Here is a 24,070-nt window from a genome sequence, read left to right as displayed (position 1 = left end):
TAAAATTATGTCTGATTCATCCGATATACTCCCTTTGATTAGTTTATTAATTCCTACATTTCAAGGTGAAGAATTTTTAGAAGAAACCTTAAAATCAGCAATTTCTCAAACTTATCCTAACTTAGAAATTATTGTATCGGATGATCACTCAACTGATGCAACACTGAAAATTGCTCAATCATATCAGAAAAAATCACCCCACAAGTTCGAGATTATTGTTAATCCTCAACCCGGAATGGTTCAAAACTGGAACTATTGCTTAAAAAATGCTAGAGGAAAGTATATTAAGTTTCTTTTTCAAGATGATTTATTGACCCCTAATTGTGTTGAAGAATTAGTTAAACTAGCGGAACAAGAGGAATCTATCGGTTTGGTTTTTGCCCCTCGAAACGTTTTAATGTCCGCAGAAAATAAACTTGAGGAACAAACTGAGAAAATATACGAAAATGCTAAAGATATTCATCGTTTTTGGTCAGTTTTGAAACCGATTCAATCTGGACAAGATTTACTTAATGACCCGAATTTTTTAGAAGAACCAATCAATAAAATTGGTGAACCGAGTACAGTTTTAATTAAAAAAGATGTTTTTAATAAAGTTGGATATTTTGATTTAGAGTTACAGCAACTTGTTGATTTAGAAATGTGGATTAGAATTATGGTTCACTATAAAATCGGTTTTGTTGATGAAACTTTATCTACTTTTAGGATTCATCTTAAACAACAAACAGTAAAAAATGAGCAGATGGAAAAATCCGCGATCGATCATCGTAAGTTTACACAAAAATTATTAACCAATGAGTCTTATAATCTTCTTTCACAAACTTTAAAAAATCAGATTTACTCGCGTCGTATTATTTCAGTAGAAGATGATTTACGATGGCAATTAAACCGCTCTAAAGGTAGAATTCAACAGTTAGAACAATACGAACAAGAATTAGAAACCAGATGGGCAAATACTCAACAACAATTAGATCAAACTGCCGCCCAATTGATGCAATCTGAAGCTTTAATTGAAGCCATGAAAAGTAGTAAATTCTGGAAATTACGAGATGGATGGCTAAAAATTAAAAGTTTATTTCTGCCAGCAGAAGAAGCGGAAAAAACTGATTTATCCTTAATCATTTTTAAAACTCAGAAATTAATTAAAACATTTTGGTTTAGTTTAACAGAAGAGGGTTTAAATGTTGCTGGTGCAAGAACATATCGAAAACTACGCAAAATGCTCACAGGAAAAACAACTTTATTGATTGAAGAAGAGGTCAAAAAAATAGCACAATTATCTCAACCAAGACCTTTACAAATTTCCACCAGTCCGACTCCTATAATTTCAATTATTATCCCTGTTTATAATCAATATTTATATACTTTTAACTGTTTAGAATCTATCTTAAAAACCAATTCAACTGCTAATGAAATTGAAATTATTATTGTAGATGATTGTTCAAGTGATGAAACTCAAGAACAATTAAAAAATATTTCAGGAATTCATGTTTTAAAAAATCAGCAAAATCAAGGTTTTATCAAATCTTGTAATTACGGGGCTTCACAAGCAAAAGGAAAATATTTATACTTTTTAAACAACGATACACAAATTTTAGCAGGTTGCTTAGAAAGTTTACTTTATTTGATGGAAAAATCACCTTTGATTGGTGCTGTCGGCTCTAAATTAATTTACAATAATGGAAAATTACAAGAAGCAGGTGGCATTATTTGGCAAGATGCTACAGGATGGAATTATGGTCGTTTAGATGATATAGATCAACCAGAATATAATTATGTTAGATCAGTAGATTATTGTTCAGGTGCTAGTCTTTTAGTCAGAACAGAAATATTTAATCAACTTGGAGGTTTTTCGGAAACTTTTCTACCTGCTTATTATGAAGATACTGATTTATGTTTTGCAATTTGGAATTTAGGTTATCAAGTTGTATATCAACCAAAATCACAAGTAATTCATTATGAAGGAATAACATCAGGAACGGACTTAAATAGTGGAATTAAACAATATCAAAAAGTTAATCAAATTAAATTTTTGTCCAAATGGCAAGAAGACTTAAAACAACATTTTTTACCTGATGCTAGTCGAGTTCCTCAAGCTGCTAGAAGATTAGCTAGAAAACAGACAATTTTAGTGATTGATTCTTATGTTCCTCTTTATGATAAAGAATCGGGCTGTGTTAGATTACTGGAAATCCTAAAAATTTTACAGAATTTAAACTATGATATTATTTTCTTTCCCGATAATGGTAATCCAGAAGAGCCTTACACTTCAACTCTTCAGCAAATGGGGATAGAAGTTTTATACTTTACGCCTAAAAAACCTGACTTAAATGAGTTATTAATTAATCGTTTATCTTTAGTTAATCTGATTTGGCTTTGTCGCCCTGAATTATGCGAAAAGTATTTAGATTTAATTCGTCATTATTCTCATGTTCCTGTTATTTATGACACCATAGATTTACATTTCCTCCGCATAAAAAGACAACAGGAATTTTTATCACAAGATTATCAGAATACAAACTGGTCTTGGGAAACTTATCAAAAATTAGAAATTAAATTTGCTCAAAAGTCAAACGCAACGATTGTCGTAACTGAAGCGGAGAAACAAACGCTTAATGAGTTAAACGTTAATAATGTCTGGGTGATTCCTAATATTCATTATCCTCATGAGCATTTTTGGGAATCTTTTGAACAACGTTCGGGATTATTGTTTATTGGAAGTTATAATCATCCTCCTAATATTGATGCGGTGATTTGGCTATGTAATGAAATTATGCCGCTTGTTTGGGAATCTCACCCAGAAATTAAAGTGACTTTATTAGGGAGTAATTTAAAGGATGAAGTAAAAGCTTTAGCATCAGAACAAGTGTTAGTAAAAGGTTATGTAGAAGATGTAGAATCCTATTTTAGAGAAAGTCGTGTTTTTGTTGCTCCTCTAAGATTTGGTGCAGGAATGAAAGGAAAAATCGGACAAAGTATGTCTTATGGTTTACCAACAGTAACTACTACCATCGGGGCTGAAGGAATGGGGCTAAAAGAGGGCTATGATGTCTTAATTGCTGATAAACCCGATTCTTTCGCTCTTCAAATCATCTCTATTTATGAAAATGCCACACTTTGGCATAATATTGCAAAGAACTCTCGACAAACGATTCAGCAATATAGTCCAGACTCCGTTCAAAAAAAATTGCAAGAACTATTCGACAGTTTGTAAAACTCAAATTTAGGGAACAAATGAATCTTAAAAAATTCTAAAACTTTGATAGGATATTAAGGAAATCTACCGAAACTCAAATATAGTACTAACGTTCAACAAGAAGATGATTAAAAACATTAAATTTATTATTGCATCTGCCATTTTAATTTCTCTAACCGCTTGTGGTACTCCGACAAGCACGACGACACAAACTGACACACCACCTGCTAGTCCTGAATCAACAACCGCTTCACCTTCTCCCACAGCGACACCGGAAACGACTGCATCAACGACTGAAGGAATTATTTTTAAAGATGCAGTTAAAGATAAACTTCATGGTTATATAGAATCACTGAATAACGCGAAAACAACAACTCAGACGATCGCATCCAATAAACCGATTTATATAGCAGGATGGGCGATCGCACCCGATCAAAGTAAACCAGCAGACACCGTTTTAATTACCTATGGCGATAATAATACAGTAGCCACGACAATTCCAGTCAGCGTCGCTCGTCCAGATGTGGCTCAAGCTTTTAAAAATCCAGCGCTTGAAAAATCAGGATGGGTAGCTACCCTTGATCCTGCTACCCTTAATCTTCCAGCAGAAACAACAAAAATCAAAGCTTGGTCTTATGATAGCCAAACGAAAGAAGCTTATCCTTTAAACAATTCTTACGAAATTGTACTTAAATAATTTAAAATTTGGGTGGGCTAGTCTCACCCTAGTTTTTAGCCAGTAATATCGGCACTTGTTGCCACATTTTTTAGGGCAATTTCAGGACAAGTGCGCTTGACTAAACCCGTCAATACTTTACCTGGGCCAACTTCAATAACCTGAGTAATATTTTCATTCGGTAATTGCAGCATAATTTCACGCCAGCGAACGGAACCTGTCATCTGTTGAATTAAGCGTGTTTTGATGGTTTGCGCGTCGGTGGTTGATGTGGGATCGATATTAGATAAGATGGGTACTTTAGCATTATTAAATGTGACAGAATCTAAAATCTGCTGAAACTGTTCGGCTGCGTCTTGCATTAATGGTGAGTGAAATGCGCCAGAAACTTTGAGTGTAACGATTCGTTTGGCTGTAATTTGCTCTAGTGCTTTCTCTACCGCTTCAGGTGTCCCAGAAATAACTACTTGTTCGCTGCTGTTGTCATTGGCGATGACTAGATCAGGTGTATTATCAATGACGCTTTCTAATTTTTGGCGATCGAATTTCATCACTGCGGCCATTTTGCCACCTGCAGCCTGATCCATTAATTCCGATCGTTTTTTAACTAATTTTAAACCTGTTTCAAAATCGAATACTCTAGCAGCATACAAAGCAGAATACTCGCCTAAACTATGTCCTGCGACTAAATCGGGTAAATGACCATTTTCGACTAAAATATCGGTCAAAATGCTTTCAATTACAAAGAGACAAGGTTGGGTATACAAAGTTTGGGATAATTGTTCTTCATCCCCAAGACATTTTTCTAAAACTGACCATCCTAAGATTTTTTCGGCTTGTTCCAATTTTGCGATCGCGCTTTTTATTTCTTGTAAATCGACTCCCATTCCTACAGCTTGTGAACCCTGCCCAGGAAAAATCCACGCTATTTTAGTCATTTGATTAAAGTTAATAATAATTTAAACCAATAGATTATTTAGTAAAGAGTTTTTGGTCACCTTTGTCAACAACAAATAAGCTTATTTTCCCCATTGAATAATCGCCGATCCCCAAGATAAACCCGCTCCAAAGCCAGATGTTGCAATAATATCACCATCTTTTACTTTTCCAATACGGATTGCTTCATCTAGAGCAATGGGAATCGATGCCGCCGAAGTGTTACCGTATTCACAGACATTACTAATAACTTTTTCACTCTTTATTTTTAAACGATCGGCTACTGCGTCAATAATGCGCTGGTTTGCTTGGTGTAACAATAACCAATCGAGATCAGCCGCACTTAGATTAGCACGATAAAGAGCTTTTTCGATGACTTCAGGAACTTTAGCGACAGCAAAGCGATAAACTTCTCGTCCATTCATCGTAATAAATTGATAATTTCCTTGCGTAATTTCACTTTTTGTGTTAATAAATTTTTCTTGACCTTGATAGGCGAGATTTAGGGAACTATTCTGAGTGCCATCACTACACATTTCAAACCCTAATAAGCGATCGCCTGTTTCCGATGCTTGACAAACCACAGCCCCTGCACCATCCCCGAATAAGATACAGGTTCCGCGATCGTTCCAATCGACCCAACGGGATAGTATATCTGCACCAATTACTAGAACATTGCGATAAGTTCCCGTACGGATATACTGAGCGGCGGTCACTAAACCAAAAACAAAACCCGAACAAGCGGCGGTTAAATCAAAGGCAACGGCTCTAGAAGCTCCTAAAAGGCGTTGGACTTGACAAGCACTTCCAAAGAGGTCATCGGGGCTAGAGGTGGCAAGAAGGATTAAATCGAGGTCATTTGGAGCAAGTTCAGCCATTGCTAGAGCCTTTAAACCTGCTTCGGCCGACAGTTGACTGAGGGAGCCAGAGGAGGGTGCTAAATGCCGCCGACTAATACCTGTCCGTGCTTTGATCCATTCGTCGGAGGTATCAACCATCATAGCGAGATCATCATTACTCAGAACTTGTTCTGGTGTGGCTGATCCACTTCCGGTAATCGCAATTCCTACCCCAAATTTCAACATTTTTCTCCCTTAATCAATCTTAGTTATCAGTTTGGCACGGTTTCCACGCATTATGATTCATTGCTTACAGATAACTTTTCTGTCTTCTCAAAGCTAGACTGCTGATTGTATGAACGAATACGCTCAATTACCTGATGATCGATCGCTTCTGATGCTAGACGAATGGCATTAAAAATCGAGGGAGCTTGAGAGCTTCCATGACTAATAATACACACACCATCGACCCCAAATAACAACGCGCCCCCGTGTTCGGCGTGATCCATTCGTTGTTTAATTCGTTGTAGGTTGGGTTTTAATAGGGCGGTTCCGATTTGTCCGTTAATGCCTTGGGGTAATTCTTCCCGTAGAATTTGTAACATTACCTCACCAATTGCCTCAGCGAATTTTAGTAAGATATTACCCACAAATCCATCACAAACAATCACATCGAAATCCCCTTTTAGGACATCTCTACCCTCGGCGTTGCCCCCAAAAGCGATCGCTTGATTCGCCTCTAGTAGTTCATGGGTTCTAATCGCCAAATCATTACCCTTGGTGGGTTCTTCCCCAATATTGAGTAAACCGACTTTGGGAATATCAACATCCATGACGAATTTACTATAAACCGTCCCCATAATGGCGAACTGTTCGAGATATTTGGGCTTACAGTCTACATTTGCCCCAACATCGAGAACGATCACTGATTTTCCCGCGAGTAGAGTGGGTAAAACAGCACCAATTGCAGGACGATCGATGCCTTTAATTCGCCCTAAACGGAGTAAAGCTGCTGCCATTGCCGCCCCAGAATGTCCCGCCGATACGACAGCATCCGCTCGTTTTTGCTTAACGAGATCCATCGCCACATTAATTGAGGCTTTGGGTTTGCGCCGTAATGCCACGAGGGGTTCTTCTTCCATCGAAACTACCCCCTCAGATGGGACAATTTCTACATTTTTCGGGCTTTGATGGTGTTGTTGTAAATAGGATTCGATGTGTTGAGCATCTCCTACCAGTAAGATATCGATATCGAGTTCTGCCGCCGCACGGATCGCCCCAGCGATGATTTCATTGGGAGCATTATCACCGCCCATAGCGTCTACTGCAATTTTTACGCGAGTTGATGCCATTGACCAAAAAGTTATAAAAGCTTAAAAGATTTTACCAAAGCCCTTGACAGATGCCGAAGGATTAGGGATTAGTGATTGATGTTTAAACAATTAATATCACTTTACACAATTATGCGTCATTTGAGGTAGAAGATGCTGAATATTCTCAATCTAATGTTATCTGGTTTTTTAATGAATATCTTAGGTCAGCCACCGAAGTCACTCGATCCTATCCCCTTGGTGTCTTGGGAAACCTCGACTATTTTTGATTTACCGACTCAAAGCGATCCAACGGTAGAAGCAATGGTTAAAAGTTATTTAAAAAACTTATCGGCACTTGGTTTGGGTTCTCAAAATCAGCGTGTTTGGCTCGAAACCGAATGGGCAGAATTAGCCAATCAAGGGGGAACGGTTCCCACTTCGGCAGCGTCTTTAACTAAAGTTGCCACGACTCTCGCCTCTATTGAGACTTGGCCTTTGGATCATCGCTTTGAAACACGGATTTATCATACAGGAAATCTGGTTAACGGGTTGATAGAGGGAGATTTAATTGTCGAAGGAACGGGCGATCCTATGTTTGTCTGGGAAGAAGCGATCGCTGTTGCCCATGCTCTGACTAAAGCAGGAATTCGTCAGGTGAAGGGAAATTTAATTATTACGGGTCAGTTTGCCATGAATTTTAAGACTGATCCTCAAATAGCGGGTGAATTATTTAAACAGGGCATCAATTCTAATCAATGGTCATCTGTGGTAGAAAGTCAATACGCAAAATTACCTAATGGAACAATACGGCCACAGATTGCGATCGCCCGCAAGGTTTTAACAACGGCTCAACTTCCAAAAAATGCCAAATTATTATTACGACATCAATCTTTAACCTTAGCTGAATTATTAAAACAAATGAATCTTTATAGTAATAATGTGATGTCAGAAATGTTAGCGGAATTAGTGGGTGGACATGAAGTCGTCAGACAAATTATGATTAAAACGGCTAAAGTTTCGCCAGATGAAATTCAATTAGTAAATGGTTCTGGTTTAAGTGTTGATAATCGTATTTCTCCCCGTGCTGTCTGTCAAATTTTCCAAGCTTTAGAACAAAAATTAGGGACTAAACAGATGAGTGTAACTGATTTATTTCCAGTTGGAGGACGCGATAAAGATGGGACAATACACCAGCGACAAATTCCCTATGGTGTAGCAATTAAAACAGGAACTTTGGCTCAAGTAAGTGCTTTAGCGGGGATGATTCCCACAAAAGAACGGGGTAAAGTTTGGTTTGCTATTCTTAATTCTGGTGGCAATATTGATGGTTTTCGTCATCAACAAGATCAGCTTTTAAAACAATTATCTAATCATTGGGAATTAACTCCAACTCTTACCCCAATTTCGCCAGTTAGTCAAGTTTTTTTAGGTGATCCAAATCGAAATATAAATGTACAAAATTGATAATTGTAGAGGTTTGGTATCCAAACCCAATCGAAAAATAATTAATCAATGTATATGTTTGGTCACCAAAGCTTTATTACCTCTCCATTGAATGTGAGGGAACTATTAGAAATCTGTTTCTAGCAGTTCTCAAATTCAGAAAATACATATGAATGGGTTGGTCGACCAAACCCCTACTTTTTAGATAAAAAATATGATTTTTACTAACCTTTTAAAAGATGTATCTTTAGTTAAATACAAAATAGGAATGATTAGCTTATTTTTCCTAGCTTTATTCCTTCGTTTTTGGAAAATAAGTCAATTTAATAGTTTTGTTTTCGATGAGGTATATTATGCTAAATATGCTAATTATTATTTAATTGGGACTGATTTTTTTAATTCCCATCCTCCTTTAAGTCAATATATTATTGCGATTGGAATTTGGCTCGGTTCTCATTTTCCCGCTTCACCTGATACAATAAATGACTTAACAGGTTCGATGCGTTCAACCTTTAGTTATCGTTGGATTAATGCGTTTATTGGGTCATTTATTCCCATTATAGTAGGGGCGATCGCATATCAATTAACCCAACGACGTAGTTACAGTTTAATAACTACTTTATTAGTGGTCTTAGATGGATTATTTTTAGTAGAATCTCGGTATGCTTTAAATAATATTTATCTGGTTTTATTTGGTTTATTGGGTCAATTTTGCTTTTTATTATCGCTCCGCACTAGCAATCAAAATATTTATTTAATTCTTTCAGGTATTTTTCTGGGTTGTTCAATTGCCGTTAAATGGAACGGATTAGCTTTTTTATTAGGAATTATTTTAATAATATTTTTACTTAAAACTAATTTACTTAATAAAAATCATAAGATTAATTTAAACTGGATAAAAATTACACTTTATTTATTGATTATACCTTTATTAACTTATTCCGTACTTTGGATACCACATTTAATAATGAATCCACAGTACAACTTTTTGGAAGTGCATCAAGAAATTTTATCTTTCCATCAAAAAATTACAGGAAATGATTCTAAGATTCATCCTTATTGTTCCCCTTGGTATAGTTGGTTATTGATGTGGCGACCGATCGCTTATTTTTATGAAACCAAAACAGTAGCTAATCAAAAAATAATTTATGATGTTCATGCGATGGGAAATCCGCTTTTATGGTGGTTCTCTACTTTGGCTATTATAATGTTTTTCCTGATTTTTATCTTAAAAGTATTTAAAAAAAATCTAGCTATTGATCCTTTATTACTCATTTATATTTTATCTAACTTTATCGCTAATCTTTTACCTTGGATAGCGGTGAGCAGATGTACATTTATTTATCATTATTTAGGGGCTTATGTTTTTGCAATACTGGCTTTAGCGTGGATAATTGAGGCTTGGTTATATAGCGATTTATTGAGCTATCAGATTTTAGGAAAGCTAACTTTAATATTAATTGCTGTAGCGTTTGTTTATTGGCTACCGATTTATTTAGGTCTTCCTTTAACTGAAAAACAATATAGCATCAGAATGATATTTAATAATTGGATTTAGTTAATTAGGGTTAGGTTGTTTTTTGGTTGGGTTTGTATTTGGTTGGGGAAAGGAAACCAAACCCCTACAGTTGCTCAAAAAAAGACAATTTTTAGGATTCTCAGGGAATTCTCAGATAATAGTCAGGGAAAGTTCAGGATAACAAGGTACAACTATTAATAGGAAAGGCAAAAGGTAAATCCTAGAACTCTATCCGAATAATTTCTTAAATCAAACGACTCTAATAAAGAAAAAAATATGAACTCAAAAATACTTGGCTTTGTTGCTCTACCTTTAGTACTCACTCTAGCTGCTGGTTTCTCTCATCCTGTAAGCAGCAAGACTATTAACTCTGATGGCTATTCTATCGCTAATAAGGGACAGAAAAAACCCGCCAATACAACGAACAGTAGTCAAATGAGTCAACCCACTGGTGCGATGGGTAATGATCACATGAGTCAACCCACTGGTGCGATGGGTAATGATCACATGAGTCATCCAAGTGGCGCTATGAGTAACGATCGCATGACTCAACCGAGTGGCACAATGGGTAACGATCGCATGACTCAACCGAGTGGCACAATGAGTAACGATCGCATGACTCAACCGAGTGGCACAATGAGTAACGATCGCATGAAGAAATAACGTGACAAGATCATGAATAAACACCGACTTCGACGTAAGTTGTTGATGTCTTTTGGTTTAGGAATGGTGGGTGTTGGGGCTACCTCAATTAATTTTGGTGGACTAAAAAAAGCCTTGCTGACGGATGATTATAGTGCGATCGCCATGACTTCACCTAGCAACACCTTACCAGAATTTCAAGGGATCAATGAGTGGCTCAATTCTGATCCTCTAACCACTACTGGACTTAAAGGCAATGTTATCTTAGTGCAGTTTTGGACATTTGCTTGTATCAATTGTCAAAGGACTTTACCCTATATCACGCAGTGGCACCAAAAGTATGCAGCACAAGGACTTAAGGTCATTGGAATTCATACCCCAGAATTTGCCTTTGAGCGAGACACAAATAACGTCAAAAAGGCAATGCGACAAAATCAAATTACCTATCCTGTGGCAATGGATAACGCTTACAAAACTTGGCAAGCATACGACAATAAATACTGGCCTCATTTGTATTTAGCTGATCGTCGGGGGGTGCTACGCTATGACCATATTGGGGAAGGAGCTTATGACAAAACTGAACAGACGATCCGTCAGTTATTAAACGAGAAAAAATGACCACTTCTACCCTATCCATTGGTCTAGCATTTCTTGGAGGGGTGCTGACTGTCCTCTCCCCCTGCGTTTTACCCATCTTGCCGCTAGTCGTAGGGCGATCGCTCCAGTCTCATTTGTATGGCCCTGTTGCCTTAGTCGGTGGTTTAATTGGTGGTTTTGCCGTAGCGGGTAGCCTACTCGGAATAGTGGCAACTTGGTTTACGGGGTTAATTAATGGCTTACGAACTGGGGCGATCGTTCTTCTTTTAGTTTTAGGGTTTTTGGCTATTTTTCCCAACTGGAGCTATCGTCTATTTAGTGTGCTTCGGGTGGGTAAATGGTTCGGAAAATCAACACCCGTCGGACTTATTGGAGAATTCTGGATCGGAACCCAATTAGGTTTACTTTGGACTCCTTGCGCTGGCCCCGTCTTGGCTAGTATTTTAGTACTAGCAGCCGTTAATCAACAGGTAATCAGTGCGTTTCAATTGTTGGTTGTGTATGGGATCGGAGCCGCTTTACCTTTATTAGCGATCGCTTATAGCAGTCGTGTTCTGGGCAGACGATTACTCAACCTACGTTCTTACAGTATAGTATTACAGCGATTAGGCGGTATCATCGTGGTAATGACGGCATTGGCTATTCTAATGGGTTGGGATGTTCGGCTACAACTTTGGTTAGCACCGCTTTTTCCCCCTCTAGCTTTTTAAGTGATTTATTATGACTTCATCTTCTAGTAGCAAAAGCCCACGAACACCTAAACAAGCTTTTCTCGCAAAGACTTTTCATTGGATTAATATTATTAGTCTGATGATCATGATCACTAGCGGACTACAGATCTATAATGCTAATCCAGTTTTTGGGGGGCGTGGTGGTTGGGAAGTTCCAGACTTTTTTCTGTTGGGCGGTTGGTTGGCAGGTGGGAGAAATTGGCATTTTGCGGCAATGTGGTTCTATGGGCTAAACTTACTCTGGTATGGATTTTATGTGTTTGTTACCCGTCGTTGGCGAATTCGGTTTGCTAGTACACGTGATCTAAAAGCTTTTGAGAGCAAAAACCCAAAGCGCAAAAACTACGCATGGCATCGGTTAATTTATACGGCTATTATTCCCGTTTTACTGTTGGCTATTTTGAGTGGTCTTGCAATGTATAAACCAGCACAGTTTTACTGGCTTTCTGGTTTATTTGGCGACTGGCAGACTTTACGAGTTGTTCACTTTTTTACGGTTCCTGCGATCGTTGTTTTTACCTTCATTCATTCCCTATTTGCTCTGAATGTGGGGAGTTTTCGACTAATTAAATCTATGTTTGTCTAAAAATTGGCTATGAGTTTAATTTTTCCCAAGCGCGTGTTATCCCGCCGTCAATTACTTAAAATATCTGGACTTACTGGAATGGGTTTGCTACTCGATAGCTGTGGTTCGAGTTTATTATCAGAGACGATGGGTCGAACATTTGAACCACTTAATCAAAAATTGCAAGAACTGCTATTAACTCAACATCCTATTCCTGAATTTCCCCTGAGTGCTATTGAACCCGATAAGTTATTGATTAATACTTTTGACTTTAGCCCAAAAATTGATCTTACACAGTTTCGCCTCAAAATTGATGGGGAAGTCGATCAGCCAAAACAGTTCAGTATGACAGAGATCCAGAATTTTCCTTTAACTTCGATGGTTATTCGTCATGTTTGTGTAGAAGGTTGGGCAGCGATCGTTCAGTGGAGTGGAGTACGTTTACGAGACTTAATTAGTTTAGCTCAACCGAGATCAAACGCTCGTTATGTTTATTTTAAATCGGCTGATGGCTACTATGAAAGTTGGGATATCGCCTCAGCACTACATCCACAAACTTTGATGGTTTATGAAAAAAATGGACAGCCTTTACCCGTTGCCAATGGTGCGCCGCTTCGTTTAGCATCTCCTATTAAACTAGGCTATAAACAGAGTAAATGGGTGACTCAAATTACTTTAGTCGATCAGCTATTACCGATGAAAGGCTACTGGGAAGATCGCGGGTATGAATGGTTTGCAGGGTTATAATTGATGAATTGTAGGGGTTTGGTCTCCAAACCCAATAAATTTAAGAACCGCTATCCTGTCTATAAAGATTAGGAAACTGTTTTTGTAGTTGAACTAACTTCGGTAAGTCATGCACTACCACGTAAGGATAATTCGGGTTACGATCGATAAAATTTTGATGATATTCCTCAGCCGCATAAAAATCATTTAAAGGAACTAGCTGAGTGACGATCGGTTTACCAAAAGTATCAGTTTTGTTAAGCTGATCGATATAAGCTTGTGCTGCTTGTTTTTGCTCGTCATTAGCGTAAAAAATCGCTGAACGATATTGCGTACCAGAGTCAGGCCCCTGACGGTTTAGCTGCGTGGGATCATGTGCCACTGAAAAATAAATCTTCAGAATTTGTTCATAGGAAATTTGCGAAGGATCGTAAGTAATTTTTACAGCCTCAGCGTGTTCAGTTTGTCCAGAACTCACCCTCTGATAGTTCGCCGTTTCAGCATTGCCACCCGAAAAACCAGAAACAACATCAGAAACGCCTTTAAGATGCTCGAAAACCGCTTCCATGCCCCAGAAACACCCACCCGCTAAAACCGCCGTTTGATTTCCATTAGTCGAAGTCGATATCTTAGTGACAGGATCGGGAAACGACGCACGGGAAACATTACAAGAAAAAGTAATAAAAGATACAGACATAATTATTAAACTGTGTATAAGCAGGCGTACTGACATGGTTGTTGTAAATCCTAATTTGGCTTATTTTTTAGCTTAAACCTTGTATCTGAAGAGTTTCTGAGGGCTACCTGAGAGTTTTTTCATTATTTTAAACAGGTGAAGTGAATCATGAAGGTGTCATTACACGCTATACTTTGTCCTTGAGAAAGTCGAAACACAACACACACGAGCAATGGTAGCGGTAGCAATATTAGCGGCGGGTCGTGGGACTCGCATGAAATCTAATCTGCCTAAAGTATTACACTATTTGGCAGGACAATCGCTAGTTGAACGGGTCATCGACAGTTGTCAGATGATTAACCCGCTACGGCGTATGATTATTATTGGTTATCAGGGCGATCGCGTCAAAGAAGCCTTACAGCATAAAGATAACTTGGAATATGTCGAACAAAAAGAACAGTTAGGAACAGGTCATGCTATACAGCAGCTTATACCTTATCTACAAGACTTTGAAGGCGATCTTCTTGTTTTAAATGGTGATGTACCGCTTTTACGGAAAGAAACCATTCAACAACTTTTAGCCACTCACAAAACCCATCAAAATGCAGCCACTCTATTAACGGCAAATTTACCAAACCCGAAAGGTTATGGACGAGTTTTCTGTGATGGTCATAATTTAGTGACTCAGATCGTCGAAGAAAGAGACTGTAATGACGCACAAAGGAAAAATTGTCGGATTAATGGGGGTATTTATTGCTTTAATTGGTCAAAATTAATGGAAATTCTCCCAAATCTTCAGCCAAATAATGATCAACAAGAATATTATTTGACGGATGCGGTGAATTTTCTTGATCCAGTAATGGCAGTTGATGTCGATGATTATCTCGAAATTAGCGGAATTAACGATCGCAAGCAACTCGCCACCGCCCATGATATCTTACAAGTCAGAATTAAAGAACACTGGATGAAAGAAGGTGTAACCCTCATCGATCCCGATAGTATTACCATTGATGACACGGTACAGTTAGGAACTGATGTCGTCATTGAACCACAAACCCATCTTAGAGGATACAGTGTTATTGGTTCGGGAAGTCGGATCGGCCCTGGAACTCTGATCGAAAATAGTCAGATCGGGGAAAATGTGACAGTGATGTATTCTGTCATTACCGATAGCGAGGTGGGTTCTAAAACCAGAGTTGGCCCCTATGCCCATTTACGAGGTGAGGCTAAAATCGGATCAGCTTGTCGAGTGGGAAATTTTGTCGAAGTCAAAAAATCTACCATCGGTGACAAGTCGAATGTTGCTCATTTATCCTATTTGGGTGATGCGACACTAGGAGATCAAGTTAATGTCGGCGCTGGTACAATTACAGCTAACTATGATGGGGTGAAAAAGCATCCAACTCAGATCGGCAGTCGTAGCAAAACGGGGGCGAATAGCGTTTTAGTCGCGCCTGTTACCCTAGGTGAAGATGTTACTATTGCTGCTGGATCAGTCATTACAAAAGATGTCCCTGATGATGCTTTAGGTATTGCTAGAGAAAAACAGCGCAATATTGAAGGATGGCGGATGGCGACAAAAGATTAAAAAAATGACACTTTTAGTCAGTGAGTGCGTCACAGTCTTCTTGCGACGCAGCAAAAGTCGTGTTTCTACTTTCGTGGTAATTCAATAAAATATAATTTCTTTTCGCTTTAAGCGCAGGTTAAGGTAAATTGATGGCGACAGCAGATATTATTGGATTGGGTCGATCTGGAATAGCAGCAGCAAGATGCTTAAAACGAGATGGCTTTTTCGTTAGAATTAGCGATCGTTCTTATTCTCCTTTACTAGAAGCCACTCAACAAGAGTTACATCTTGAAGGTATTATTGTTCAACTCAATCATACTTTTACCCTCGATCCAGATAACCTACCGAGTCTTATTGTCGTTAGTCCTGGTGTACCTTGGGATCTGCCCATTTTAATAGAAGCTAGAGAAAAAGGAATTGATACGATCGGTGAAATAGAATTAGCTTGGCGATATCTCAAGTCTATACCTTGGGTTGGAATTACGGGAACTAATGGAAAAACGACTACAACTTCACTTATTGCGGCTATTTTTAAAACGGCGGGTTTAAATGCTCCAGCGTGTGGCAATATTGGTTATGCTGCCTGTGAATTGGCTTTAGTCGATCAACCTAACTACGATTGGATTATTGCTGAAATTAGTAGTTATCAGATAGAATCATCAAGAGAACTTGCACCACAGATCGGACTATGGACGACTTTTACTCCAGATCACCTCAGTCGTCATAAAACTTTAGAGAATTATTACAATATCAAAGCTTCTCTGTTAAAGCGATCGCGTCATCAAGTTTTTAATGGCGATGATCCTGTTTTACGAAATATTGATTTAACTCAGTGGAAGAATACTTATTGGACATCGGTTAAAGGAAAAGATGCTTTACTCGGTGATCCAGCTAAGGGGGTTTATATTCAAGATAACTGGGTGGTTGCTTTTGGTGAATTGATTTTACCTGTCAATATTTTTAAGATGGTTGGTGAGCATAACCGACAAAACTTACTGATGGCGGTTGCTGTGGCTAGGTTAGCAGGTGTAGAGAAAAGTGCGATCGTCTCTGCTATGGCGACTTTTCCAGGTGTTCCTCATCGCCTTGAGTATATTTGTACGGTAGAAGGAATTGATTTTATTAACGATAGCAAAGCGACAAACTACGATGCAGCCGAAGTCGGTTTAGCGTCTGTCGAAGCGCCAGTTATTTTAATTGCGGGTGGCGAAGCAAAGGAGGGAGACGATACAGCATGGCTAAACAAAATTCAAGAAAAAGCCGCTAGTGTTTTACTCATCGGTGAAGCGGCTACAACTTTTGCCAAACGCTTGACAGAAATCAATTTTTGTGCATATGAAATTGTGGAAACAATGGATCAAGCAGTAACAAGAAGTTTAGCAGTTGCCAAAGAAAAAGGCGCTCTTGTGGTTTTATTATCTCCCGCTTGCGCCAGTTTCGATCAGTACAGCAGTTTTGAACATCGAGGCGATGATTTTAAGCAGTTGTGTTTACAGTTGTAGACGTAGGGAGTCCAAACCAAACAAGCATATTGAACGAACAAATTATCTTAAAATTTCTGGCAAACCTTTAACAAATCTTCCCATACCTTCGGCGGCGGTTTCGGGTTGTAATGCACCATAAGCTAATCTAAGATAACAACCTTCTTTCATCCCAAAAGTTGAACCAGGTAAAACAGCTACTTTATAGTGTTCTATGAGGGTTTTAACTAGCATAAAATCATCAAGATCGCAATTAACTTTCAGGAAAAAATAAAACGCCCCATTTGCGGGAGTAATTGTACATAAATCCTTTAAAGATTGTAAGGATTCTAAAACAATCTTTCGCACAGCCGTAATTTTTTCTAAATGTTCTTTACAGTAGTTTTTTCCAGCTTTTAACGCGCCTAATGCTGCATATTGAGAAATAACTGGGGGACAAATGATAATTGTATCTTGGATTTTATTAATCCCAACAAATAAATGTTCAGGAATAATCATATATCCAATACGCCAACTAGCAAAACCATAGGCTTTAGATAAACTATACAGAGAAATTGTATAATCTTGACTCCCCATTATTGAACCAGGGGAAAAATGTTTATTACCTTCGTATGTAAAATACTCGTAGACTTCATCATTGATATGATAAATACCTTTGCTTTTACAGATTTCATTAACTTTTCTTAAAAGTGATTCATCATAAACAACACCTGTCGGATTATTGGGAGAAATCGTAACAACTGCTTTTGTTTTATCGGTAATCGCTGCTTCTATAGCATCAGGACAAAGCTGATAATTTTCATCAGTTTTTACTAATACTGGACGACAATCAGCCATCATAATCGCCATCTCATGATTAAAATAATAAGGCGTATTAAGAATAATTTCATCACCTGGTGAGGTAATCGCTAATATGGCATTCATATAAGCCATATTTCCCCCGGCTGTAACGACAATTCTTTGCTGTAAGGTCAGATGAATATTATTATCTTCTTTTAGTTTGACTTCAATGGCTGATAAAAGAGGTTGTATTCCTTGAACCGCTTTATATTTATGATTATCAGGGTCGGCTAAAAAGGCTGTAATAAATTCAATTGATTCTGATGGAGGATTATAAGAAACGATACCTTGACCTAAAGAAATTGTGCCTGGATTTTCTTTAATTAGCTGTCCAACTACAGGGATAATTGGAGTCTGTACGCCCTCCATACGCGAGATAAATAAATTCATAAATAAAATATTTTAAAGTAAAATTGATTCAGAAGATTTAGTAATAATTTTAGCAGGAATTCCAACAGCCGTTGCACCATCAGGAACATCAGATAAAACCACAGCATTAGCCCCGATTTTGGCATGATTTCCAATTTTAACAGGTCGAATAATTTTAGCACCTGCACCAATATCCACGTGTCCGCCTATTTGTACATTTCCGACAATTGTTACTTGCTGTAAGATTAAACAATTAGGACCAATAACTGCTGATGGATGAATAACAATACCAGTTGGATGAGGCATTAATAATCCCCCTTCAATATTACAATTAATGGGAATATCTGCACCAGCGACAACACTCCAAAAACGATGTTGCAGTACATACCATCGTTTGATAATTTGAGGAAAAAATCCTTGTTTTTTTTGCAATTTTTGATATTGTCGTAAAGCTTTTAAAAGTTGCCTTGAAGAATCCCACCATTTTGTTAATTCTTCTCGACTCCAATCGGCTTCCGTTGCGGATATTTCAGTCATGGCATTGTGATTTTTACAAAATTATTTTCTATTATTTTAACTTAATTTGCTCGATTCCACAAACGTTGTATTTCTCCGATGGTTTGAGAATTAGGCACTTGAACGGTATTAACTGGGGGATTTAGTTCAGAACCAGGAATATTTTGTGTCCAAGGACTATTAGGAACCGTTTGTAAATCAATTCCATTTATAACAGGACGAAATCCATATTTTATAAATATTTTTTGTTGTTCAGGTTCTCTTAAAAATTCAATAAATTTTTGTGCTGCTTTAGCTTCTTTTCCTCCAACATCTCGACGAACAATAGCTGCTGTTGCTACTGTTTCTATAGTGGGAGATAAATAATAAATTTGATAAGGTTTTCCTTGATTTATTTGAGATTGTTGCCAACGATATAAAGCAATACTTTCATAGACTGTTGCAACATCTACATCATTTGAACCACGAGTAATAAATTCTTGTAGTAGAATATCAGTGGATCTTGGTGGCAAATAAACCGAATTTTTTATGGTTCTGAATAATTCTTGTATTTGTGGATCATTAAGGGGTTTTCCTAAAGATTGCACCCACAAAAACAAAGTAGTTTGACCACTATTAGAACGAGTCGGATCAGTAATTAAAAAATCAAAACTACCCCAATTATTTTGACCTCCTATTTTTTGCCAGTTACCTGCTATCATTGCTTTTTCTAATTTATTCCATGCAAATTGACCATCAGGAAATAATATTTTACCTCTTTCTGGCCATGCGATACCGACTAAAAAAGTTTTGGCAATACTTTCGGGTTTTTCATAAAAAGGATCATTTTGATTTTGCCAACGTTGTTTTATTTCATCTAAAAATTCTGCAGATGCTGGAATTAAAATAGTGGGTTTAAAATCATTTTTATCGTCAATATATTTATTAACAATATCCTGTGAACCTTGAAACTTTAGTTCTAATTTAATATTCGGATTTTCTTGCTCAAATCGAGTTTCTATTTGATTTAATGGTTCCGTTAATTCGCTACCACTAACCACATAAAGGGTTTGATTGATTCCAGGTATGGGGAGATAAGCTAATCCTAATGATGTGGCTGCTATGAGAGTAGATATAATTATTTTTTTAGTTTTTTTGTTTGACATAAATTGAGTTTTTGGCGTTTTAGTGAATTAAAATATTAACGTTATCTTGAACTTGTTTGAGTTCTTTACTTAACTCTTGTAATTCTCTAAGATCATCAGAATTATTTAGATTAGATGTTCTGAGTTTATTCTGTAACTCTTGTAAAATGCCTGCTGAATTTTGCACTAGCGTATGTAAATTTAATATTTGTGCTTGACGGGTGTCTTTTCCTGTTTTGGCTAGTTGTATATTGCGTCTTAAACTATTAGCTAATTGTTCTAACTCTTGTTTCGCTACTCCTGAAGATAAAGGAATTTTTTTCTGTATTTCTTGTAGCTGTAATTCTAATTCTTCTGCAGAAAGAAGAGAGTCTGAGTGAGAAATTTTTTGACTCAGTATATCGATTTTTTCTGGAAGTTCGTTAATGCGATCGCAAGCCGTTTGAATAGCAACTAATAAATCTAATTGAAAATCGCCTAAAGTCAAAGATTGATTAGCTTCTTGGCGCAAATTTTCCGATTTACTCACAATTCCTTGTGCTAAGATTTTAATCTGTTGTAATTCTTTTTCGAGTTGTTGTTTAGCTATTTTTTCTGCATTGGGTTCTCTATATTTAATTAAAACTGCACTTCCTGTGGCTACAGCCGCAGCAGTGGGTAAAATAATTAGATTAGGAATTCCTATAAACCTAACTCCAATGATTAAAGAAACACCACCAATTAAAATAGCCAATGGATAATCAAAAGGATTAGCAAATTTCAGCATATTAGTTTCTAGAATTCTAATTGTAAATCTGACATCACCGTAGATATTGTTTCAGGATCACCTTTTCGATAATAACCACCATTAGTATTAGCAATTTGCTTTAAAACATCTGGGTTAAATTCCCCTTCATTTCCGTAACCAATGGTAAAAAATGCAATTCTTTGATCCGAATTAAAACCGCTTTTTTGCAATTCTTGATTTAGAGTTTCTAAAGAAATCTTTGATCCTGAATCTTCGCCATCTGTTAAAACAATAACTGCATTAATCGCATTTGGCTTTAAATTCTTCTGTAACCAGTTTCTCGCGTCTAATGTAGCATCATATAACCGCGTCCCTCCATAAGCCTTTAAGCCCGAAATAAACTGTAATCCTGTGTTTTTTCCTTGGGGTGTACCATCAACGATTACAGCTTGACGGATTTCGCTATCAAAATCGATTAAAGCGACCTTTTCTTTGGGACCCAAACTATTGATATAATTATTTAAAGTATTTTGAACGGATGGTAATTTATTTCCCTCCATTGAACCCGAAGAATCAACAACTATAACTACTTGAGATGGTTTTTTCGCGTAGTCTTGCCATGATTTTAACATCCCATTGACTACCTCTGGTTTAGGCGCTCTTAATGAGTCATATTTAGCATTAGGATCTACGCCAAATTGTGGGGAAAACTTCGCCCCTAATTCTATTCCTGGTACACCTGGACGTAACCCTAAATCTGTGGCTATTTTTTGCCCTTGGGGAGAACGTAAATACTCAATTACTTTTTCAGATGCTGCTTTTTCATCAGCATTTACCCAAGGTGCATTTGGAAGAATTGCCCGCATATTTGAGGTAAAAGTTGCCTGGGGATAAATTGCCTCATAACGAGTTTGTGTTGTGTTTTGACTTGAATTAGCTTCAATTACAGAAGACTCATAAACTGAGCCAATAGATGCCCAAAATGAGCCATTTTTGACCATATCTTTCGCTAGAGAATTGGTCGAAATTCCATAACGTGTTACTTTACTTTGAATCTTTTGTACTTGGGGTTGATATTTCTGAATATCTGCTACTGTTAATTGTTCTGGACGTTTCCCCGATACATCGACAAATTGTGCAATTAATGTTTGTAAACCAGAATTAGAACGAGTCGGCGCAGCATGGACGTAATAAATAGGTAATGCTGGACTATTTGCCTCAATATCTTGATAGGTTTTTGCTGTTTCTAACTCTTTAAAAATATTGGTTTGTTTGCGTAATGCTGGTGCAACATCAGCCGCTACCATAAACACCATTGGACTGTTAGCTAATAAAGGTGAATCTGTAATTTCAGGAATATAGTTTTGTCCTGGGAAAAGTTGCTCGATTTGATATTTTAGTTGGGCGTGATAGATTTCGCCATCCGTCGAGATTAAACTGGGAAATTCGGGCGCATCTGCTTTAATTATTCCTTGTTGTAACTGTTTAGCTAAAGTGACAATATTATTAACAACATCACCACTTCCTTTCGCTTCACATTTTAAATAAAATTCTTTTCCATTATCTAATTTTGGTTTCTGTTGATTGAACTGAGTCGCTGCTTGATTACAAAATTGTTCTAATGCACTACCGACGAGAAATTTAACTTCAAATCCTTGCTCGATAGAATTCGACTGATTGTTATTAGGATTACAAGAACTTAAGAGGAAAAATCCGATCGCTGTTACACCAGAAAGAAAGTTGACACGTTTGTTTGAATGGGCATTCATAAATTCAGCGTTTTTAAGCTCTTACTGGATCATTACCTTTTTTTTTCGTTTTTATGGAAAAAATTAAGTTAATTTAATCAGTTACCCTTAATATGCCCAAAAAAATTAATAATTCTCAAGGGTAGAACTTGATCATCTACCCTTCTTAGACGCTTATTAGTCAATTACCCAATATCCATTACGCCGCCAGTATTGTTCTTTTAATGCTTGTTCTAACTGGTCTTCGGCGATAAAACCTTCTTGCAGCATTATTTCACCTAATTTGCGTGGGCTTTTTTGTTGTTGATACACCGTTCTTTCTAACTGATTGGGGGAAATCCATTGTTTTCTAAGTAGAATTTGACCCAACAACATAAAATTTTATTCCTGTGTCCTTTAATATTACGTTATGTATTACTTCAGTAGTGCGAGATGGTTTTCCGGAAAATTTCGGCAATCTCCGATAAAGCAATTAGTCGCGCTTGGAAATTATATTACTGTACTGTAAGCCTGTTATAGCTATGATCAATGTATGTAGAGTGATACTGACTCTTGATCTACTATTAAATTTATTATGATTAAACAACTAATTTTACAAGACTGGAAAAGTTTTCATCAAGCAACTTTATATTTTGACCCACTAACAGTAGTCATTGGAACTAATGCAAGTGGTAAATCTAATCTTGTTGATGCTTTGAGTTTTTTACAAAAGTTAGCAAGTGGTCAATCTATTGAGCAAATTTGGCCAGAAATTCGAGGTGGTTTGAAATGGGTAACCCGTAAAGATAAAGACTTAATAAATTTTATTCTCAAAGTTTTAGTGTCAGGGGAAAATTCTGAAGAAGATTATCTTTATACCCTTGATTGTGGGCCTGCTTTAAACGATATGTTATCGGAATCAATTACATTAATCAAGCCTAATTCAGATATTAATTTATTGAAGCAAGATCTTTATATTGATAAATATAGCAATATAAGTCTTGGTATTTCTGCTGAAAAAGATAATTTAGAATCTCAGATAGAAGAAACATTTTATATTTATGAAGATCCACCGCATCAATGCAGTAAGTTACATAATGAGTTCAGTGAAATTGATTTTTTTGGATTTGATAATGATCGACATAAAATGTTAAAATCTTTTCTTAGTATGTCTGTTATCAAAACTATTTTTGTTTTTAATCCAATTCCTTCTCACATGAGGAATTATTCACCCTTATCGAAAAATCTTGAGAGTGATGCTTCTAATATAGCGGGTTTTCTCTCAGCATTGCCTAAAGAAAAACAACAAGAAATAAATAATATTATTCTCAAATATATTAAACAGCTTCCAGAGAAAGATATTCAAAGAATATGGGCTGAACCAGTTGGAATATTAGGTAGTGATGCTATGTTGTATTGTGAGGAATCGTGGAAAAAAAATAAAAAATCAACAATAATAGATGCTAGAGCTATGTCAGATGGTACTCTCAGGTTTTTAGCTATCTTAACAGCAATGTTAACTCGCCCTGAAGGTAGTCAAATTGTTATTGAAGAAGTTGATAATGGTTTACATCCATCACGTACAGGTTTACTTTTAAAAATGTTGAGAGAAATTGGACAAGAGAGAAAAATAGATGTTTTAGTAACAACTCATAATCCTGCTTTACTTGATCAACTAGATCCAGATTTTATCCCTTTTGTTATGGTTGTGCATCGAGATATAGAAACAGGAGATAGTGTTATTACTCCTCTAGATGAAATTGAAAATTTACCAAAATTGATGGCATCTGGTACGCTAGGAAAAATTACTACTCAAGGACTCATTGAAGATAGTCTTGACCGAATGAAGTAGTATTA

At 37.0% G+C, this 24,070-nt stretch carries 22 protein-coding genes; 12 read left to right on the top strand and 10 right to left on the bottom strand.

Features of this window, described 5'->3' with window-relative positions; genetic code table 11:
• The first annotated feature begins 7 nt into the window (after window positions 1–7).
• Both C7H19_RS02440 and C7H19_RS02435 read left to right on the top strand, forming a co-directional pair.
• Window positions 8–3,214 carry a glycosyltransferase gene (locus C7H19_RS02440; RefSeq protein WP_106455299.1) on the top strand — a complete coding sequence of 1,069 codons (3,207 nt, stop codon included), beginning with the start codon at window positions 8–10 and terminating at the stop codon, window positions 3,212–3,214.
• 106 nt (window positions 3,215–3,320) lie between these two features.
• Window positions 3,321–3,893, top strand: a complete 573-nt coding sequence (locus C7H19_RS02435; protein ID WP_106455298.1) for a hypothetical protein — start codon at window positions 3,321–3,323, stop codon at window positions 3,891–3,893.
• 35 nt (window positions 3,894–3,928) lie between these two features.
• On the opposite strand, the gene fabD is transcribed toward C7H19_RS02435, so the two are convergent.
• The 3 genes from fabD to plsX all read right to left on the bottom strand — a co-directional run bounded on the left by fabD (window position 3,929) and on the right by plsX (window position 6,999).
• Complete coding sequence (gene fabD, locus C7H19_RS02430) at window positions 3,929–4,810, bottom strand: ACP S-malonyltransferase (protein ID WP_106455297.1); 882 nt, start codon at window positions 4,808–4,810, stop codon at window positions 3,929–3,931.
• Window positions 4,811–4,891: 81 nt separating this feature from the next.
• Window positions 4,892–5,893 (bottom strand): beta-ketoacyl-ACP synthase 3, encoded by a 1,002-nt coding sequence (locus C7H19_RS02425; RefSeq protein ID WP_106455296.1) that lies wholly within the window; start codon window positions 5,891–5,893, stop codon window positions 4,892–4,894.
• A gap of 50 nt (window positions 5,894–5,943) precedes the next feature.
• Window positions 5,944–6,999 (bottom strand): phosphate acyltransferase PlsX, encoded by a 1,056-nt coding sequence (gene plsX / locus C7H19_RS02420; RefSeq protein ID WP_106455295.1) that lies wholly within the window; start codon window positions 6,997–6,999, stop codon window positions 5,944–5,946.
• 132 nt (window positions 7,000–7,131) lie between these two features.
• Between plsX and C7H19_RS02415 the strand changes: the two genes are divergently transcribed.
• The 7 genes from C7H19_RS02415 to C7H19_RS02385 all read left to right on the top strand — a co-directional run bounded on the left by C7H19_RS02415 (window position 7,132) and on the right by C7H19_RS02385 (window position 13,204).
• The gene (locus C7H19_RS02415; protein WP_106455294.1) at window positions 7,132–8,424 is read left to right on the top strand and encodes a D-alanyl-D-alanine carboxypeptidase; all 1,293 of its coding nucleotides are present in this window, start codon (window positions 7,132–7,134) and stop codon (window positions 8,422–8,424) included.
• 193 nt (window positions 8,425–8,617) lie between these two features.
• A complete protein-coding gene (locus C7H19_RS02410) occupies window positions 8,618–9,961 on the top strand; it encodes a dolichyl-phosphate-mannose--protein mannosyltransferase (protein WP_106455293.1) in 1,344 nt (447 codons plus the stop codon).
• A 237-nt stretch (window positions 9,962–10,198) separates the two neighbouring features.
• Window positions 10,199–10,585, top strand: a complete 387-nt coding sequence (locus tag C7H19_RS02405; protein ID WP_106455292.1) for a hypothetical protein — start codon at window positions 10,199–10,201, stop codon at window positions 10,583–10,585.
• 12 nt (window positions 10,586–10,597) lie between these two features.
• Window positions 10,598–11,182: a thioredoxin family protein gene (locus C7H19_RS02400; RefSeq protein WP_106455291.1), complete on the top strand. Its 585-nt coding sequence runs from the start codon at window positions 10,598–10,600 to the stop codon at window positions 11,180–11,182.
• The gene (locus tag C7H19_RS02395) at window positions 11,179–11,871 is read left to right on the top strand and encodes a cytochrome c biogenesis CcdA family protein (RefSeq protein ID WP_106455290.1); all 693 of its coding nucleotides are present in this window, start codon (window positions 11,179–11,181) and stop codon (window positions 11,869–11,871) included. The genes C7H19_RS02400 and C7H19_RS02395 overlap by 4 nt, the downstream gene beginning before the upstream one ends.
• A 10-nt stretch (window positions 11,872–11,881) precedes the next feature.
• Window positions 11,882–12,478 carry a cytochrome b/b6 domain-containing protein gene (locus C7H19_RS02390; protein WP_106455289.1) on the top strand — a complete coding sequence of 199 codons (597 nt, stop codon included), beginning with the start codon at window positions 11,882–11,884 and terminating at the stop codon, window positions 12,476–12,478.
• Between the two features lie 9 nt (window positions 12,479–12,487).
• Window positions 12,488–13,204: a molybdopterin-dependent oxidoreductase gene (locus C7H19_RS02385; RefSeq protein ID WP_106455288.1), complete on the top strand. Its 717-nt coding sequence runs from the start codon at window positions 12,488–12,490 to the stop codon at window positions 13,202–13,204.
• 40 nt (window positions 13,205–13,244) lie between these two features.
• Here the strand turns inward: C7H19_RS02385 and msrA are convergent, their stop codons facing one another.
• Window positions 13,245–13,880 (bottom strand): peptide-methionine (S)-S-oxide reductase MsrA, encoded by a 636-nt coding sequence (gene msrA / locus C7H19_RS02380; RefSeq protein ID WP_245927246.1) that lies wholly within the window; start codon window positions 13,878–13,880, stop codon window positions 13,245–13,247.
• Window positions 13,881–14,091: 211 nt separating this feature from the next.
• Here msrA and glmU point away from each other — a divergent pair, with 211 nt between their 5' ends.
• The gene (gene glmU, locus C7H19_RS02375; RefSeq protein WP_106455286.1) at window positions 14,092–15,447 is read left to right on the top strand and encodes a bifunctional UDP-N-acetylglucosamine diphosphorylase/glucosamine-1-phosphate N-acetyltransferase GlmU; all 1,356 of its coding nucleotides are present in this window, start codon (window positions 14,092–14,094) and stop codon (window positions 15,445–15,447) included.
• A 131-nt stretch (window positions 15,448–15,578) separates the two neighbouring features.
• The gene (murD, locus tag C7H19_RS02370) at window positions 15,579–16,931 is read left to right on the top strand and encodes a UDP-N-acetylmuramoyl-L-alanine--D-glutamate ligase (RefSeq protein WP_106455285.1); all 1,353 of its coding nucleotides are present in this window, start codon (window positions 15,579–15,581) and stop codon (window positions 16,929–16,931) included.
• Window positions 16,932–16,973: 42 nt separating this feature from the next.
• Here murD and C7H19_RS02365 read toward each other — a convergent pair whose 3' ends face one another.
• The 6 genes from C7H19_RS02365 to C7H19_RS02340 all read right to left on the bottom strand — a co-directional run bounded on the left by C7H19_RS02365 (window position 16,974) and on the right by C7H19_RS02340 (window position 22,609).
• Window positions 16,974–18,140, bottom strand: coding sequence for a pyridoxal phosphate-dependent aminotransferase (locus tag C7H19_RS02365; protein ID WP_106455284.1), 1,167 nt, complete (start codon window positions 18,138–18,140; stop codon window positions 16,974–16,976).
• 12 nt (window positions 18,141–18,152) lie between these two features.
• A complete protein-coding gene (locus tag C7H19_RS02360; RefSeq protein WP_106455283.1) occupies window positions 18,153–18,656 on the bottom strand; it encodes a serine O-acetyltransferase in 504 nt (167 codons plus the stop codon).
• A 41-nt stretch (window positions 18,657–18,697) separates the two neighbouring features.
• Window positions 18,698–19,780: a substrate-binding domain-containing protein gene (locus C7H19_RS02355; protein WP_106455282.1), complete on the bottom strand. Its 1,083-nt coding sequence runs from the start codon at window positions 19,778–19,780 to the stop codon at window positions 18,698–18,700.
• A 19-nt stretch (window positions 19,781–19,799) separates the two neighbouring features.
• Complete coding sequence (locus C7H19_RS02350) at window positions 19,800–20,525, bottom strand: hypothetical protein (protein ID WP_245927245.1); 726 nt, start codon at window positions 20,523–20,525, stop codon at window positions 19,800–19,802.
• A gap of 8 nt (window positions 20,526–20,533) precedes the next feature.
• A complete protein-coding gene (locus C7H19_RS02345; RefSeq protein ID WP_106455281.1) occupies window positions 20,534–22,255 on the bottom strand; it encodes a VWA domain-containing protein in 1,722 nt (573 codons plus the stop codon).
• A gap of 156 nt (window positions 22,256–22,411) precedes the next feature.
• The gene (locus tag C7H19_RS02340) at window positions 22,412–22,609 is read right to left on the bottom strand and encodes a cyclic di-GMP-binding domain-containing protein, MshE-related (protein ID WP_106455280.1); all 198 of its coding nucleotides are present in this window, start codon (window positions 22,607–22,609) and stop codon (window positions 22,412–22,414) included.
• A 199-nt stretch (window positions 22,610–22,808) separates the two neighbouring features.
• On the opposite strand from C7H19_RS02340, the gene C7H19_RS02335 reads away from it, so the two are divergent.
• Window positions 22,809–24,065, top strand: coding sequence for an AAA family ATPase (locus C7H19_RS02335; protein ID WP_106455279.1), 1,257 nt, complete (start codon window positions 22,809–22,811; stop codon window positions 24,063–24,065).
• Window positions 24,066–24,070 lie beyond the last annotated feature (5 nt).

This window comes from Aphanothece hegewaldii CCALA 016, from assembly GCF_003007785.1.
GTDB lineage: Bacteria > Cyanobacteriota > Cyanobacteriia > Cyanobacteriales > Microcystaceae > Chroococcus > Chroococcus hegewaldii.
This window is presented reverse-complemented; position numbering and strand designations above follow the sequence as displayed.